Source organism: Kitasatospora sp. NPDC049258, from assembly GCF_040678895.1.
Taxonomy (GTDB): Bacteria; Actinomycetota; Actinomycetes; order Streptomycetales; family Streptomycetaceae; genus Kitasatospora.
The window spans coordinates 50,203-63,849 of the sequence record NZ_JBFAQT010000030.1 but is presented as its reverse complement, the minus strand read 5'-3'; the positions used below and the strand labels follow the sequence as shown (position 1 = coordinate 63,849).

17 protein-coding genes and 1 pseudogene are annotated in these 13,647 nt (G+C 75.2%); 9 read left to right on the top strand and 9 right to left on the bottom strand.

All coding sequences use genetic code 11. The features are described 5' to 3' along the window. Nucleotides 1-251: 251 nt before the first annotated feature. From AB0K43_RS23435 to AB0K43_RS23420, 4 genes are all read left to right on the top strand, one after another. The gene (locus AB0K43_RS23435) at nt 252-806 is read left to right on the top strand and encodes a winged helix-turn-helix domain-containing protein (RefSeq protein WP_363642784.1); all 555 of its coding nucleotides are present in this window, start codon (nt 252-254) and stop codon (nt 804-806) included. Between the two features lie 132 nt (nt 807-938). Next, on the top strand, nt 939-1,991 hold the full coding sequence (locus tag AB0K43_RS23430) for a glycoside hydrolase domain-containing protein (protein WP_363642782.1): 1,053 nt from the start codon (nt 939-941) through the stop codon (nt 1,989-1,991). A gap of 93 nt (nt 1,992-2,084) precedes the next feature. Then, complete coding sequence (locus AB0K43_RS23425) at nt 2,085-2,465, top strand: BlaI/MecI/CopY family transcriptional regulator (RefSeq protein WP_363642780.1); 381 nt, start codon at nt 2,085-2,087, stop codon at nt 2,463-2,465. Beyond that, nucleotides 2,462-3,415, top strand: a complete 954-nt coding sequence (locus tag AB0K43_RS23420) for a M56 family metallopeptidase (RefSeq protein WP_363642778.1) — start codon at nt 2,462-2,464, stop codon at nt 3,413-3,415. The genes AB0K43_RS23425 and AB0K43_RS23420 overlap by 4 nt, the downstream gene beginning before the upstream one ends. A 147-nt stretch (nt 3,416-3,562) precedes the next feature. Here AB0K43_RS23420 and AB0K43_RS23415 read toward each other — a convergent pair whose 3' ends face one another. Then, complete coding sequence (locus AB0K43_RS23415; RefSeq protein WP_363642776.1) at nt 3,563-4,498, bottom strand: M48 family metalloprotease; 936 nt, start codon at nt 4,496-4,498, stop codon at nt 3,563-3,565. Further along, complete coding sequence (locus tag AB0K43_RS23410) at nt 4,495-4,887, bottom strand: BlaI/MecI/CopY family transcriptional regulator (RefSeq protein ID WP_363642774.1); 393 nt, start codon at nt 4,885-4,887, stop codon at nt 4,495-4,497. The genes AB0K43_RS23415 and AB0K43_RS23410 overlap by 4 nt, the downstream gene beginning before the upstream one ends. A 344-nt stretch (nt 4,888-5,231) precedes the next feature. Here AB0K43_RS23410 and AB0K43_RS23405 point away from each other — a divergent pair, with 344 nt between their 5' ends. After that, nucleotides 5,232-5,792, top strand: a complete 561-nt coding sequence (locus AB0K43_RS23405) for an AAA family ATPase (protein WP_363642772.1) — start codon at nt 5,232-5,234, stop codon at nt 5,790-5,792. 284 nt (nt 5,793-6,076) lie between these two features. On the opposite strand, the pseudogene AB0K43_RS23400 reads toward AB0K43_RS23405, so the two are convergent. From AB0K43_RS23400 to AB0K43_RS23390, 3 genes and pseudogenes are all read right to left on the bottom strand, one after another. Further along, nucleotides 6,077-6,360 (bottom strand): annotated as a pseudogene (locus AB0K43_RS23400) (MOSC domain-containing protein); the annotation flags it as partial. Nucleotides 6,361-6,629: 269 nt separating this feature from the next. After that, complete coding sequence (locus AB0K43_RS23395) at nt 6,630-8,150, bottom strand: HAMP domain-containing sensor histidine kinase (RefSeq protein WP_363642770.1); 1,521 nt, start codon at nt 8,148-8,150, stop codon at nt 6,630-6,632. After that, complete coding sequence (locus AB0K43_RS23390) at nt 8,143-8,820, bottom strand: response regulator transcription factor (protein WP_363642768.1); 678 nt, start codon at nt 8,818-8,820, stop codon at nt 8,143-8,145. The genes AB0K43_RS23395 and AB0K43_RS23390 overlap by 8 nt, the downstream gene beginning before the upstream one ends. A gap of 155 nt (nt 8,821-8,975) precedes the next feature. Between AB0K43_RS23390 and AB0K43_RS23385 the strand changes: the two genes are divergently transcribed. From AB0K43_RS23385 to AB0K43_RS23370, 4 genes are all read left to right on the top strand, one after another. Next, nucleotides 8,976-9,497 carry a hypothetical protein gene (locus AB0K43_RS23385; protein WP_363642766.1) on the top strand — a complete coding sequence of 174 codons (522 nt, stop codon included), beginning with the start codon at nt 8,976-8,978 and terminating at the stop codon, nt 9,495-9,497. 113 nt (nt 9,498-9,610) lie between these two features. Beyond that, complete coding sequence (locus AB0K43_RS23380) at nt 9,611-10,354, top strand: hypothetical protein (RefSeq protein WP_363642808.1); 744 nt, start codon at nt 9,611-9,613, stop codon at nt 10,352-10,354. 52 nt (nt 10,355-10,406) lie between these two features. After that, nucleotides 10,407-11,054 carry a DedA family protein gene (locus AB0K43_RS23375; RefSeq protein ID WP_363642764.1) on the top strand — a complete coding sequence of 216 codons (648 nt, stop codon included), beginning with the start codon at nt 10,407-10,409 and terminating at the stop codon, nt 11,052-11,054. After that, nucleotides 11,051-11,671, top strand: coding sequence for a phosphatase PAP2 family protein (locus tag AB0K43_RS23370; RefSeq protein ID WP_363642762.1), 621 nt, complete (start codon nt 11,051-11,053; stop codon nt 11,669-11,671). Before AB0K43_RS23375 ends, AB0K43_RS23370 begins: the two co-directional genes overlap by 4 nt. Before the next feature lie 40 nt (nt 11,672-11,711). Here the strand turns inward: AB0K43_RS23370 and AB0K43_RS23365 are convergent, their stop codons facing one another. From AB0K43_RS23365 to AB0K43_RS23350, 4 genes are all read right to left on the bottom strand, one after another. Further along, the gene (locus AB0K43_RS23365; RefSeq protein WP_363642760.1) at nt 11,712-12,176 is read right to left on the bottom strand and encodes a MarR family winged helix-turn-helix transcriptional regulator; all 465 of its coding nucleotides are present in this window, start codon (nt 12,174-12,176) and stop codon (nt 11,712-11,714) included. Between the two features lie 234 nt (nt 12,177-12,410). Then, nucleotides 12,411-12,704 carry a S8 family serine peptidase gene (locus AB0K43_RS23360; protein WP_363642758.1) on the bottom strand — a complete coding sequence of 98 codons (294 nt, stop codon included), beginning with the start codon at nt 12,702-12,704 and terminating at the stop codon, nt 12,411-12,413. Further along, on the bottom strand, nt 12,634-13,077 hold the full coding sequence (locus tag AB0K43_RS23355; protein ID WP_363642806.1) for a S8 family serine peptidase: 444 nt from the start codon (nt 13,075-13,077) through the stop codon (nt 12,634-12,636). The genes AB0K43_RS23360 and AB0K43_RS23355 overlap by 71 nt, the downstream gene beginning before the upstream one ends. Before the next feature lie 11 nt (nt 13,078-13,088). Then, entirely contained in the window at nt 13,089-13,403 is a 315-nt protein-coding gene (locus AB0K43_RS23350; RefSeq protein WP_363642756.1) for a protease inhibitor I9 family protein, read from the bottom strand. Nucleotides 13,404-13,647 lie beyond the last annotated feature (244 nt).

Genomic DNA, 13,647 nt, shown 5'->3' with positions numbered 1-13,647 from the left:
CCGGAGGCGCTACCGGTGATCGTGGCGGCGATCCTGATGGAGGCCTCCTCCCCGGCGCTGATGGTCGCCAGCTCCGCCTGGTGCTGCTCGATCGCCTCGCCCTCGAGCCGGCACCGAACAGGCCGGCGGTGGCGGCCAGTACGGCCACCTTCTTCAGGATGGTCATGGTGGGGTCGCCCTCTCGGGTCCTGCCGCACCACGGTTCCATCGCACGTGTGTCAGCAGTCGGCCGGCGAAAGGAACCACCTCCCGTGCTTCGGATCGACCTGGATGCCCGGACCTTGGCGAACACCCGGTTCGCGATCTCACCGCTCCACACCACGGCCGACAACCTGTGGCACACCCACCCGTCCGCCGGGCCCTCCCGACGGGGTTGGGGCGCCCTGGTGCGGGAGTCGCTGCACGGTCACGGGTTGACCGCCGTCCTGAGGTCGCTGTTCACCGGCAGCCGGGGGTACATCCCGGATTTCATCCAGCCCCAGCCGCAGGCCCAGGAGGACTCACTGGACCAGCAGTTGCACGCGGTCGCCAGCGTCAGCCCCGAACGGCTGGCGAGGGAGATCACCCTGATGCTGGAGGGGAGCGAATCCCTCCACCTCCCCGGCGGCACCGCCCCACGCCCGCTCCCGGACGCCATCCTGGAGACCCCCCGCACGACCACCGAACTGGCCGAACGCCACTGGCTCGCCGCCAGCACGGTCTCCTACCACCTCGGCGTCCTGCACCGCTCGGGCCTCCTGGTCAAGACCCGCACCCGCCACCGCGTCCTCTACCAGCAGACCGCCCGGGCCAAGGGGCTCCTGTAGTACACCTGGCACCTGCGCCGACCCTGCGGGACGGGGCGCACGCGAGTGGATCACCCCCAGGCGCGGGTGATAGACAGTGCCCTGCGCACAGCAACGAGGGCGCGTCACGCTCATGAGCACAAGGGGCCCGTCGTGCCGCAGAACCTGATAGCGCGTACGTCGTCCGCGGCCGTGCTGCTCACCGTCGGCTGTCTCCTGCTGAACGGCTGCGCGGGCCATCGGACGGCCCCGCGGGCGGCATCGGCGACCCCTCCCGGGCAGGGCACCGGCGGCAGCGCGGCCGCGGCCGGTGGCGCCCCCTCCGCGGCCCAGTCCACCACGGCCCCGGCGTCCGGCTCCGCCTCGGCCAGCGGCACGCCCTCGGCCCCGCCCGCCTCCGCCCCGCCTTCGGCCACCGAGACCGGTGCCGCCGGCGCCTCCCCCGCGCCCACGGCGCCGGCGGCGGCCGCAGCCCCCGTCGGCGCCACCTCCGGCAGCACCTTCACCGGCCTGGCCTTCGACACCTGCACGGCACCGCCGCTCGCCACCATGAAGGCCTGGCGGGGCACCTCTCCGTACGGCGCGATCGCGGTCTACGTCGGCGGCCGGAACCGGGGCTGTGCGCAGCCCCAGCTCACCGCAGCGTGGGTGAGCGCCGTGAGCGCGGCGGGCTGGCAGCTGATCCCGCTGTACGTCGGGGCGCAGCCGCCGTGCCAGACCGGCAGCAGCCCGGAGAAGATCACCGCGGCCACCGCGGTGTCGCTCGGCGCGGCGGACGGGGCCGACGCGGTGACCAAGGCGTCCGCGCTCGGCATGAAGCCCGGCAGCACCCTCTACCTCGACGTCGAGGCCTACAACACGGCCGACACCGCCTGCGCGGACGCGGTCCTCGCCTACACGCAGTCCTTCGACCGTGCGGTGCGGGCCCGCTCGTACCGGCCGGGGTTCTACGGCTTCGCCGGCTCCAGCGCCGCCGGCATCGCCAAGGCCGCCGGTCAGGGTGCGCCGGACCTGCCGGACGCCCTCTGGTACGCGAAGTACGACGGCGCCGCCGACACCGGCGGGAGCTTCCCGTACCCGGCCGACCTGTTCGCCGGCCACCGCCGCGCCCACCAGTACCAGGTGAACCAGCAGGAGACCTTCGGCGGCACCACCCTCACCGTGGACCGCAACGCGTGGGACGCCCCGGTCGCCGTGACCGGCTGACCCGGCGGCAGCATCGAGCGACCGCCCTGCCGCCCCGTAGGGTTGGCCCGGACACACCTCGACGATCTCGGACCTGGAACAGGAGCGGCGCGCATGTCGGACGGGAGCGACCCCAGGCGTCCCCACGGTGAACTGGTGGCCGACGTGCTCGCCGTGCTCTGGGCGGCACCGAAGCCGCTCTCGGCCGCTCAGGTCAAGGACGCCCTCGGCAGCCGGCTGGCCAGGACGACGGTGACGACCATCCTCACCCGCATGCACGAGAAGGGGACGCTGGAGCGCGAACGCGCCGGCCGCGGGTACGTGTACTCCCCCGTGCACGACGCGGCCGGTCTGACCGCCAGCCGGATGCACCGCGAGCTGCACCGCGACCCGCGCCGGGAGCTCGTCCTGGAGCGTTTCGTCTCCGCCCTCTCCCCGGACGACGAGGAGGTGCTGCGCCGCCTGCTGCGCACCGCCGAGGAGGCCGGCGAGTGAACCCGCTGGTGGCCACGCCGGTGATCGTGGCCCTGCTCTGGCCCTGGGCCGCGGCCCCCGCGGCCCGGCGGCTGGCCGACCTCCTCCCGCCGAAGGCCGCCGCGCTCACCCTCGTCGGCTCGGCCGTGGCCCTGGCCGGCAGCACGGTGTGGGCGCTGGGGGGCGTGGTCGCCGGCGGGCTGCTCCACCTCCAGCTGCTCGCGTCCGCCGGCGGCCTGGCCCGCTCCTGGGCCACCGAGGGCTCCCCCGCCACCGTTGGTGTCGCGGCGGTGGCACTGGCCGTGCTGCTGGTCGTCGCGGGACTGATGGCGCGGCTGTGGCGCCGGCAGCGACAGCTGCTCGAACGGACCTGGCGGACCATGGACGGGCAGCCGGCCGAGGGCGACCTGGTGGTGGTCCCGGGGGAATCCCCGGACGCCTTCGCGCTGCCCGGCCACGGCGACCGGCCGGGCAGGATCGTGGTGACCTCGCAGATGCTGCGCACCCTCGACACCCCCGGACGCGACGTCCTGCTCGCCCACGAGCGGGCCCACCTGGCCGGGCGCCACCACCTGCTCGCCCGCACCGTCCAGCTCGCCTCGGCCGCCCACCCGGCCGTCCGCGGCCTCGCCGCCGCGACCTCGTTCCAGCTGGAGCGGTGGGCGGACGAGGACGCGGCCGCGGCGGTCGGCAGCCGCAAGCTGGCCGCCACGGCCGTCGCCCGCGCGGCACTGGCGGCCACCTCCTCGCAGCGGCGCCCCAGCCTGCTCCCGGCGATCGGCACCGGCCCCGTCCCGCGCCGGGTCGGCGCCCTGCTCGGCCCCCCGCCGGTGGCTCCGCGCGGCCGGGCCCTGCGGGCGGGGGCCGTCGCCCTGCTCGCCGTCGTCGCCCTCTCGGCCGCCTTGAGCCTCGGCTCCGCCTACGGCCTGCACGAGTACGTCGAGCAGGTCCAGGAGGCCGTCGGGCCGTAGGTCAGGGCCTGTCCTCGAACCCCCGCCTGCCCCGCGACGTGCCCCCAGCCTTCGGCCGGGGCACCCCCAAGCACACGCTCTCGCCCCACCGGGCCAAAGCCCAGGTCCAGCCGCCTCCGGGCGACGACGGCGGCTCGAGGACAAGCCCTACCGCGCCGCGCCCTGCGCCGTCTCGATGTTCTCGTGCAGGTCGCCGGTCGCCTCCACCGTCGCCGTCGCGGACACCAGCAGGAGCAGCAGCAGCCCCGCACCGACGCGGCCGGCCAGCGGGCGAACGGCCGCCGGGGGCGCGAGCAGGGAGGCCATCCGGCGCGGCACCGGCCCGGCCGTCGCCGCGAACACCGCCCCCGGACGCCGGGCCGCCGGTGCGGCGGACGCCGCCAGCGCGGCCCTGCCCACCGCCCGCGCCACCAGCCGCCGGTCCCCCACGGCGGCCGCCGCGGCCTCGTCCGCCCACCGCTCCGCCTGGAAGGCGAGCGGCTCGCGGATCCCGCGCAGCGCCGGGTGCAGGCAGGCCGCGAGATCGGCGACGAGCGCCAGCAGGTGGTGGTGGCAGGCGAGATGGGCGCGTTCGTGCGCGAGCAGGACCGCGCGCTCCTCGTCGTCCAGGCGGCGCAGCATGCCCGAGGTCACCACCACGATGCCGGCCCGACCCGGACGGCCCGGGAGGGCGTAGGCGTCGGCCCCGTCGTCGGCCAGCACGAGCACGTCGCCCGCGCGGGAGCTCGCCGCGCCGCGGAGCTCGTCGTGGAGGTGGCGCAGGCGGTGGCGGCGCAGCGTGACCACGGCCGCCGAGGCGATCAGTACGCACCCGGGGACGGCCGCGGCGCCGAGCCCGACGGCGACCGGTCCGTCCGGGAGCAGTGCGGGCGAGAGATGGCCGGACGCCGCCACCAGGGGCAGGTGGAGGAGCGCGCCGGTGGCGAGCAGCGCCGTGGCCGCGCCCGCCAGGACGCCGGCGATCGCGGCGCAGAGCGCGAGCAGGAGCGCGGCGGGCCGCGGTGGCAGGAGCGTGGCGAGGCGTCGCGCGGCGGGCGCCGTGATCCACGGGAGGAGCAACGGCGCCCACACCGCCCAGGTCATCGCTGTTCCCGCCGGTCGGCGGGCGACGCGGGCGACTCCAGCAGCGCGCGCACCAGTTGCTCGTCGTCGGTGCTGAGCCGGGAGATGAACCGGGCGAGCACGCCGGAGCGGTCACCGCCCCGGTCCAGCTCGGTGTGCATCCGCTGGGCGGTCAGCGCGGAGGGGTCCTCCACGGCCGGGTGGTAGGCGAAGCCCCGGCCGTGGCGCGTGCGCCGCACGGTGCCCTTCTCGTGCAGCCGGGCGAGGATGGTGGCGATGGTGGTCCGGGCCGGCTCGCCGGGGAGCAACCGCTGCACCTCGGGCCCGGTGAGCGGGCGCCCGGCGGCCCACAGCGCGGCCAGCACCGCGCCCTCCAGCTCGCCGGCCTGGCGGCGTGTCGCCTCTGTCACCGGGCACCTCGTCCTCCGCCTGCAACGTCGACATCGACGTAGACCGTGGTGGGATTGTAGTGCCGTGGCGCCCGTGACCCCCAGTCGCCTCCGAGGCCCCTCCCCCACCGACGCCGCCGCCGGCCAACTGCCACCGAAGGGACGAAGGCTAACCTCGGGCCAGACGATGCCTCGGCTCACGGTCTCTCCGGTGTGGCAACGGTGCTGGCACGGACCGGCTTCCGGGCCGAGGAGACCCTGACCGACCGCTCGAACGCACCGCCGGGGCCGGCCGACCTCCTCCGAGCACCCCGTGATGGAGCGGGTTGGCTGCCGGTCCGGGCGTTCGGCGATAGATTCACCGGATGGTCACTGTGCTGGTCAACGGGCTTCCAGGAGCGGGGAAGACGACGCTCGCGCGGGCCCTGGCGGCTGAGCTGCGCCTTCCGCTCTTCAGCAAGGACGCGGTCAAGGAGACCTTGGCGGACACGCTGACGGGCCTTCGGACGCCGCAGTGCCAGGACCACGAGTGGAGCCGGATCCTGGGCATGGCCGCCGCCGAGACCTTGTGGACGCTGCTCGGCGACGCGCGGGGCGGGGCCGTCCTGGAAAGCCCCTGGCTGTCCCACCTGCGGCCGACCGTGGCGGCGGGCCTGCACCGCGCGGGCGTGGCGGAGATCCGTGAGGTCTGGTGCGAGGTGCCGCTCGACGTGGCCCGCCGCCGGTTCGCCGGTCGGACGGCCGAACGGCACCCGGTGCACCCCGAGCACCTCGGCGGCTCCGACGGGGACTGGGAGTTGTGGTCCCGCACCGCCGAGCCGCTCGGCCTGGGGATCGTCCACCGCGTGGACACCACCGGCCCGGTCGACGTCCCGGCGCTGGCCGCTGCCCTCACGGCTGCCTCCCAGCCGGGTTGCCGCCGGTAGCTCGTGTCGCGCTTGCCGCCCCTGGCTGCCGCAGCGCACAGATGGCATCGCCCAGTTCGTCGACGGCCATGCGGGCCGCGTCCTCGTCCCCGTATGCGATCCGGGACAGCGGCGGGGGAATGCCACCGGCCGGAGCCCCCGTCGCGTCCCGCAGCTCTGTCCAGCGGACCCCGGATACCCTCCTCGGCAGACGTCCCACGCCCTGCCTCTCCTCAGACCCTCGCGCCGCCAATCCGAAGCACCGGCGATCTCGGCGGCCCCGCACGCGGGCGACCTCTGGGGGCGAGCAGGTCGATGCCGCTGGTGGTGATGTTCTCGCCCAGATCGCCGGGCTTCACGTCGAATCCCTCTGCTTCGACCTCGGTGAAGAGTTCCTCGTGGATGAGGTGGACCTGGCGCAGGTTCGGCCGGGTGGGGTCCTGCGCGACACGCGAGCGGTGCCTGACCGTGGCGCCGGCGTGTACGTCCCCCCTCCGCACCGAGCCCGGCGAGCAACGTGATGCTGGTCCGGTTGGGCTTGGTGAAGGAACACGCCGTTGCTGCCGACCGCCGCTACTGCCCCGCCCATCCCGCAGACCCCCTGCTCGACAGCGATGATTCGGCAGGAGCCCAGCCTGCGGTTCTGCGGGCACAGCACCCCACCAGCAGTCGCGGGTCAGACCGTTGACAACTGTCCAGGGTCTGGGTGGGCGGTCGGACAGGACGCCGATCCGCTCACCGGTCTCGGCGTCGATGATCAGGGCACGGCACCGGATCCTCGCGGACACCCGGATGCCCCCGCCCCGTCCGCCACGCCCTCAACGACGAGGGCCGACCATCACACTTCGCTGTCACCGACTACGTCACAGACCCGAATTCACCGGGCAGGCAGGTACGGAAGGTGGTGCCGTCCTCGGTTTCCTGGACGGTGAGGGTGCCGCCGTGGATGGTGGCGATGTCGCGGGCGATGGGCAGGCCCAGGCCGGTGCCTCCCTCGTCGCGGCTGCGGGCGTCGTCCAGGCGGGTGAACCGTTCGAAGATCCGCTCCCGGTCGGCGGGATCGATCCGGGAACCGTCGTTGGTGACGCCGAGGACGGCTCGGCCGCTCGCGGCGTCCAGGGCCAGCGTCACCGTGACGCGGTGTCGGGCGTGGCGCTGGGCGTTGTCGAGGAGGTTGGTCAGCAGCCGTCCGAGCCACAGGGCATTGCCGGAGACGGTGATCTCGTCCGGGGTGTCCAGGACGACCGGGTGGGGCTGGGGCCCGCGGGCCCGCACGGTGGTGCGGACCAGTTCGGTGAGGTCGACCGGCTCCGTGGGGCGGTCGCTGCCGGTGGCGTCGAGGCGGGCGAGGAGCAGCAGGTCGGCGGCGAGCGACTGGAGGCGTTCGGTGTCCTCCAGCGCCCCCGCCACCAGGTCGGCCCGCACCTGCGGGTCGGGGTGGGTGAGCGCGACCTCCAGCTGGGTGCGCAGGACGGCGAGCGGGCTGCGCAACTCGTGGGAGGCGTCGGCGATGAAGCGCCGCTGGCGGGTGCCGGCGGCTTCGAGCCGGTCGAGCATGGCGTTCATGGTGTGGGCGAGCCGGGCGATCTCGTCGTCGCTGCGGGGATCGGGGACGCGGCGGTCGAGGTCGCGGTCGCCGATGGCCGCCACCTCGGCGCGGATCGCCTCGACCGGCCGCAGGGCGCGGCCGGTGGCCCGCCAGGTGAGCGCGCCGACGGTGAGCAGCAGGACCGCGCTGAGGGCGGCGAGCGCGGCGGTGGTCAGGTCCTCGGCGGTGTCGGCGGTGCGCAGGGAGGCGCCGACATGGATGGTGACGGGGCCCGTCGGGGTGTCGGCGGTGATGGTGGTGACACGCTGGTGGTGCTCCTCGCCGAGGGCGTGCAGGTCGTAGGTGTTGTGGCCGTCCTGGGTGGTGGTGGGGGCGAGGGTGGGGCGGCCGGCGATGTTCTGGCTGGCGGCGACGACCTTGCCGCCCGCATCGGTGACCTGGATGAAGTCGGTGCCGTGGTCGAGCGGCAGTTGGACGGTGAGGTGTCCGTCGGCGGCGAGCCGGGCGACGGCCTGGGCCTGCTCGCGGGCGCCGGTCTCCACCGTGCGTTCCAGGTTGGCGCGCAGCAGCAGCAGGACGGCGGCGGATGCGGCCAGCAGGACGACGGCCACGCTGGCGCAGGCGGCGAGCGTGGTCCTGGTCCGTACGGAGCGCGGCGCGAGGCGGTCGACCAGGGCCGCGATCCGGGGGTTGCGGGTGAGCCGGTGCCCCAAAGCGGCGGCCCGGCGCCGGGCGGCGGCCAGCGGCCGGGGGCGGGAGGCTCCGGAGCCGGGGGCCTCGGGGCCGGGGGCTCCGGAGCCGGGGGCCTCCGCGCGGTCGGGCTCAGCCACCGTCGGCCGCCAGCCGGTAGCCGGCGCCGCGGACGGTCTGCACCGCCGCGCGCCCGAACGGGGTGTCGATCTTGCGTCGCAGCGCGCTGACGTGGACCTCGACGGTGTTGGGGTCGCTGTCGGGGCCGCTGTCCCAGACCTGTTCGAGGATCTCCCGCTTGGAGACGGCCTCGCCGGCGCGCCGGGCGAGGTGGTCGAGGACGGCGAACTCCCGTGGGGTGAGCGGGATCGCGGTACCGGCCCGGGTGCAGGTGCGGGCGGCGGAGTCGACCACCAGGTCGCCGAGGACGGTCCTGCGGGGTGCCCGGCTGCCGATCCGGCGGGCGAGGGCGTTGAGCCGGGCGACCAGCACCACGAACGAGAACGGCTTGGACAGGAAGTCGTCCGCGCCGGTGTCCAGCGCCTCGGCCTCGTCCCACTCGCCGTCCTTGGCGGTGAGCATCAGGATGCCGGCGTCGCTGCCGGCGGCCCGCAGGCGCGAGCACACCCGGTAGCCGTTGAGGCCGGGCAGCATGATGTCCAGCACCACCACGTCGTAGGAGTGGTCGGTCGCCCGGGCCAGGCCGGAGAGGCCGTCGTGGGCGACGTCCACGGTGAACCCTTCGGCGGTCAGCCCGTGCTTCAGCGCCAGGGCCAGCCGGCGCTCGTCCTCCACCACCAGTACGCGCATGCCTCCAGGGTGGCAGGTCGCCGGACCGGACAGCTGAAGGCACCTTCAGGTCTTCAGCAAGCCTTCAGCTGCCCCGGGCCATGCTGGGCCTATCGGCACCGGGCGCACGGCCCGGGCCTTGCCGGACGATCGGGGTGGGTGCAGTGAGCGAGCCCATGGAAGGTACGCAGCCGCCGGAGCAGCCGGGCACCGGGAGCCCTCGCAAGGGGCTCGCCGGACGGCGGTGGCTGCGCGGGCGGCCGGCGCGCTGGGCGGTGGCCGGTGCGGCCGCCGTGGTGGTGGTCGGCGGGGGTGCGGCCGCGGTGGCGGTGCACCACGAGGGCGAGGGGCACGACAGACGCGCGGTGGCCTCCGATGACGGCCGCCAGGACGGGCCGGACGGGCGCTCCAGGAAGGGCCACGACGGCGGGCACGAAGGCGGCGGGCATGAAGGCGGCGGGCGCGGCGGCCAGCAGGCCACACCGGCGCCGCTGCCGGCACTGGACGCGGCGGACGCGGTCGTCAAGGCCTCGTCGGGGGTCGCGGGCGGCAAGGTCGAGTCGCTGACCCCCGTCACCGAGCAGGGCGGCGGCCGGGCGTGGCGGGCCGTGGTGCTCGGCCCGGACGGCGTGCGGCACCTGGTGACCGTCGACGGGGCCACCGACACCATCACCGGCAACACGGTCCTGGGCGGCTGAACCATCGGGTCGGCGCGGCCGGGCCGCGCCACGCAGAAAGGAGTGCCGCCGTGACGGGCAGCACCACCGCAACGCCTCCCGCGGCCCGCCGCCGGACCGGGCCCGCCCGGCCGCTGTGGAGCAAGGTCCCGCAGGTGACGGCCGCGTTCTGGGCCGTCAAGATCCTCACCACCGGGATGGGCGAGACCACCTCCGACTACCTTGCCCGCGCGCTGGGTCCGATTCCGGCGGTCGGCTCGGCCGGCCTGCTGCTGGCGGCGGCGGCGCTGTACGCGCAGGCCCGTACCCGGCGCTACGTGCCGGCGGTCTACTGGGCGGCGGTGGTCATGGTGAGCGTGTTCGGCACCATGGCCGCCGACGTCGCGCACGTCGCCCTCGGCGTGCCGTACGCGGCGTCCGCGCTCGCCTTCGCCACTGCTCTGGCCCTGGTCTTCCTGCTCTGGCACCGCAGCGAGGGCACCCTCGCGGTCGAGAGCGTCTTCGGCGGGCGGCCCGAGGTCTTCTACTGGTCGGCGGTGATGGCGACCTTCGCCCTCGGCACCGCCGTCGGCGATCTGACCGCCGCCACCTTCGGCTGGGGCTACCTGGCCTCCGGGCTGCTGTTCACCGCCCTGATCGCCGTACCCGCGCTCGGGCACCGGCTGGGGCGCGTGCCGTCCGTGCTCGCCTTCTGGTGGGCCTACGTCCTCACCCGCCCGCTCGGCGCCTGCTTCGCCGACTGGGCCGGTGTCAGCCGTCAGCGCGGCGGCCTCGACCTCGGCACCGGCCCGGTGAGCCTCGTGCTCGCCGTCGTCATCGTGGCCGCCGTCGGGCTGCTGGCGGCCGGTGCGCGGCGTGCGCCGCGCACCGCGCTCTGACCACCCCCGTTCCGGCCCCGTCCGAACCGCTTCCAGGAAAGGCGCAACCGTGATGCTCTCCTCAGCCGCTCTGCTGGCCGTCAACCCGCTGGACGCGGGCTCGCTGCTCGGGGCGTTCGGCGCCCTGGGCATCGCCGTGGTGCTGTTCGCAGAGACCGGCCTGCTGGTCGGCTTCTTCCTGCCCGGCGATTCCCTGCTGTTCACGGCGGGCCTGCTGTGCACCACCGGGGCGCACAGCGGACCGCATCTGGACCTGGCCCAGGTGCTGGGCGCGGCCGCGCTCGGGGCCCTCGCCGGCGCGCAGGTCGGCTACCTCATCGGGCGGCGTGGCGGCGGCGCCCTGCTCGCCCGCTCCCGCAACCGGCACCTGCACGAGGGCGCCGTGCGCGCGGAGGAACTCCTCACCCGGTACGGCCACGGCAAGGCCGTCGTCCTCGCGCGGTTCGTCCCGGTGGTCCGCACCGTGCTCAACCCGCTCGCCGGCGCCCTGGGCGTCGGCGTCCGCACCTTCACGCTGTGGCAGGTCGTCGGCGGGCTCGTCTGGACCTTCGGGCTGGTGCTGGCCGGCTTCGCGCTCGGCTCCTCCGTGCCGAACGTCGACCGCTACCTGCTGCCGATCGTCGGCGTGGTCATCGCGCTCTCGCTGCTGCCGCTCGCACTGGAACTGCTGCGCTCCCGGCGCCGCGCGGGGGCCCGATGAGCGCCGCCGGCACCGCGCTCGCCCTCGACGGCCGCCCGATCGACGGCGGCCTCTACCTCCGGATCGACCACTGGGTCCACCAACTGCCCGCTCCGGTCCAGCACGCGATCGCCGCGTTCTCCGCCTACGGGCTGGGGCTGCTGGCCGTCCTGATGATCTGGGCCTGGTGGCGTGCCCGCGCCGCCGACGGCGCCACCATGGCCCGGGCCCTGGCCGCTCCGGCGGTGGTGATCGTGGCCTTCGCCGCCGACACCGCGTTCAAGGCGCTGCTGCGCGAGCCGCGGCCGTGCCAGGTCCTGGACGCCGGCTCCACGCTGGAGGCCTGCCCGGGCGCCGGTGACTGGTCGCTGCCGAGCAACCACACCGTCATCGTGTTCGCGGGCGCCGCGGTGCTCTGGCAGGTCGACCGTCGCATCGGGGCGCTCGCGCTGCTGCTGGCCGCCGCGATGGGCGTCTCCCGGGTCCTGGTCGGGGTCCACTACCCGCACGACGTGGCGCTGGGTGCTCCGCTCGGCGCCATCGCCGGGTACGGGCTCGCGCTGCTGGCGGGCCGGGGGCGGGGCCTGGTGGAGCGGGCCCGGACGCGCGGCCCGCGCCGGTGGCTGCTCTCGCCCTGAGCACCGATCGCCTCGGCCGCCTGCCGCGGGACCGCCCGGCTCAGCCCGAGCGGTCCCGCGGCAGGTGGGCCGAGGCGCAGACCCGTCGCAACAGGGCGTTCAGCTGGGCCCGTTCGCCACGGGTCAGGCGGCTCAGCAGGTCGTCCTGGACAGCTGCGACATCGGCGTAGAGGCCATCAAGTGCCGACCTCCCGGCCGGAGTTATCAGCACCACCTCCTGCCGGGCGCCGAACTGCACCTGCATCCGGTCCACCAGGCCGGCCGCCTGCAGATCGTCGAGTGCGCGAGCCGCGTCGGCGGGGTCGCCGTCCGTCCGGGCCACCAGGTCGGGCCGCGCGTGCGGGCCCAGCTCGGCGAGCGTGGAGAGGATCGACAGGTGGGCGAGGCTCCGGCCCTGTCCCTCGAGCCGCTCGGCCAGCCGCAGGCGGGCCTGGCCGCCCGCCAGTGACAGCAGATGAACCGTCTGCTGGAGCGGACTCGATGAACCCTTCCGCCCGTCGTACATCCGAACTCCGTCCACCGGCCGAACCCCGCGTTGCTGCCCCCGGCCGTGCGCCGGCCGGTCGGCACGAGCGCCCGCCGGCCTCAGCGGTGGCGTACCGACCCCTGGGGCACCCCCATGCCGGTCGACAGTACTGTAGACAATTGCGGCAGGGCCAGCCGGAGCCGGCCGTACCCCGCCGCGGTTCGGGGCGTCCGCCCCGCCGGCCTGGGGCGGGGCGCAGGGTGCCGGGGTCGGTCAGAGGCCGGCGGTGTACAGCAGCGCGTTGGGCGAGCTCTTGCCGACCTCGGCCAGGACGTCCTTGGTGGATTCGGTTTCGATCCAGTCGGCGATGTCGGCGGGTGTGGAGTCGAGGTGTGCGGCAAGGTAGAGGGCGGCGGCGCCGGTGACGTGCGGGGCGGCCATGGAGGTACCACTCATGCTGATGCCGCCGCCGCCGAGCTTGGCGGAGGTGATGTCCTCACCGGGCGCGTAGAGGTGCACGCAGGTGCCCCAGTTGCTGAAGTCGGTCGGCGGAGGCGGGGGAGACACCACACGCGCTCTTGGCGCCGTTGCCGGCGGCGATGACGGGCAGGATGCCCGCGTCGGAGAGCGCGGTGGCGGCCTTGTCGAGTGCGTCGTCCTTGTCCCCGCCGAGGGAGAGGCTGGCGACGGCGGGCTTCTTGGCGTTGGCGGCCACCCAGTCGCGGCCGGCGATGAGCTGCTCGACGGTGCCCTTGCCGTCGCAGCCCAGGACGCGCACGCTCACCAGGTTCACCTTGCGGGCGATGCCGTAGGTCTTGCCGCCGACGGTACCGGCGACGTGCGTGCCCTGGCCCTGGCAGTCCGCGCCGTCCTTCCCGTCGCCGATCGTGTCGGTGCCGAAACTGGCGCGACCCTCGAACTCGTCGTGGGCGTAGTCGATACCGGTGCCGATCAGGTAGGCGGTGACACCGGCCCCGTCGCCCTTGACGGTGAAGGACCCGTCCAGCGGCAGCTGCTGCTGGTCGACGCGGTCCAGCCCCCAGCTGGAGGCGGCCTCCCGCTTCGCCGAGGCGGGCGTCCTGGTGGCCTCCGGCGCGCTCGCGCGTTCTCCTGCACGGCCTGCACCCCGGGCAGGGCTCGCACCTGCTCCAGCCGGGCGGCGTCCAGCCGGGCGGGGAACCCGTTCAGGACGCTGCGGTAGGTGTGCAGGGGCTCGACGCCCCGGAGCTTTCGGGCCGTGGCGGCCGGGTCCAGGCCCTTGTGCACGCTGACGATGTACTCGCCGGGTACCGCTTTGGCGGCCCGGTGCAGCGGGGCCGGAGCGGACCGCCCGGATGCTCCGTGGGCCACCGCGCCCTAGCGGCGCACAGGGGAGCGATCAGGACGAGTGCGGCGGACGCGCAGCGCGCAGCCAGTCGCATGGGATCTCCGTTCACGAGGTGACCGCTCCCAGCGCCGGCAGGCCCTGCAGATGGCGGTCACCTGAGACTTCGTCCGTCGACGCACGTTC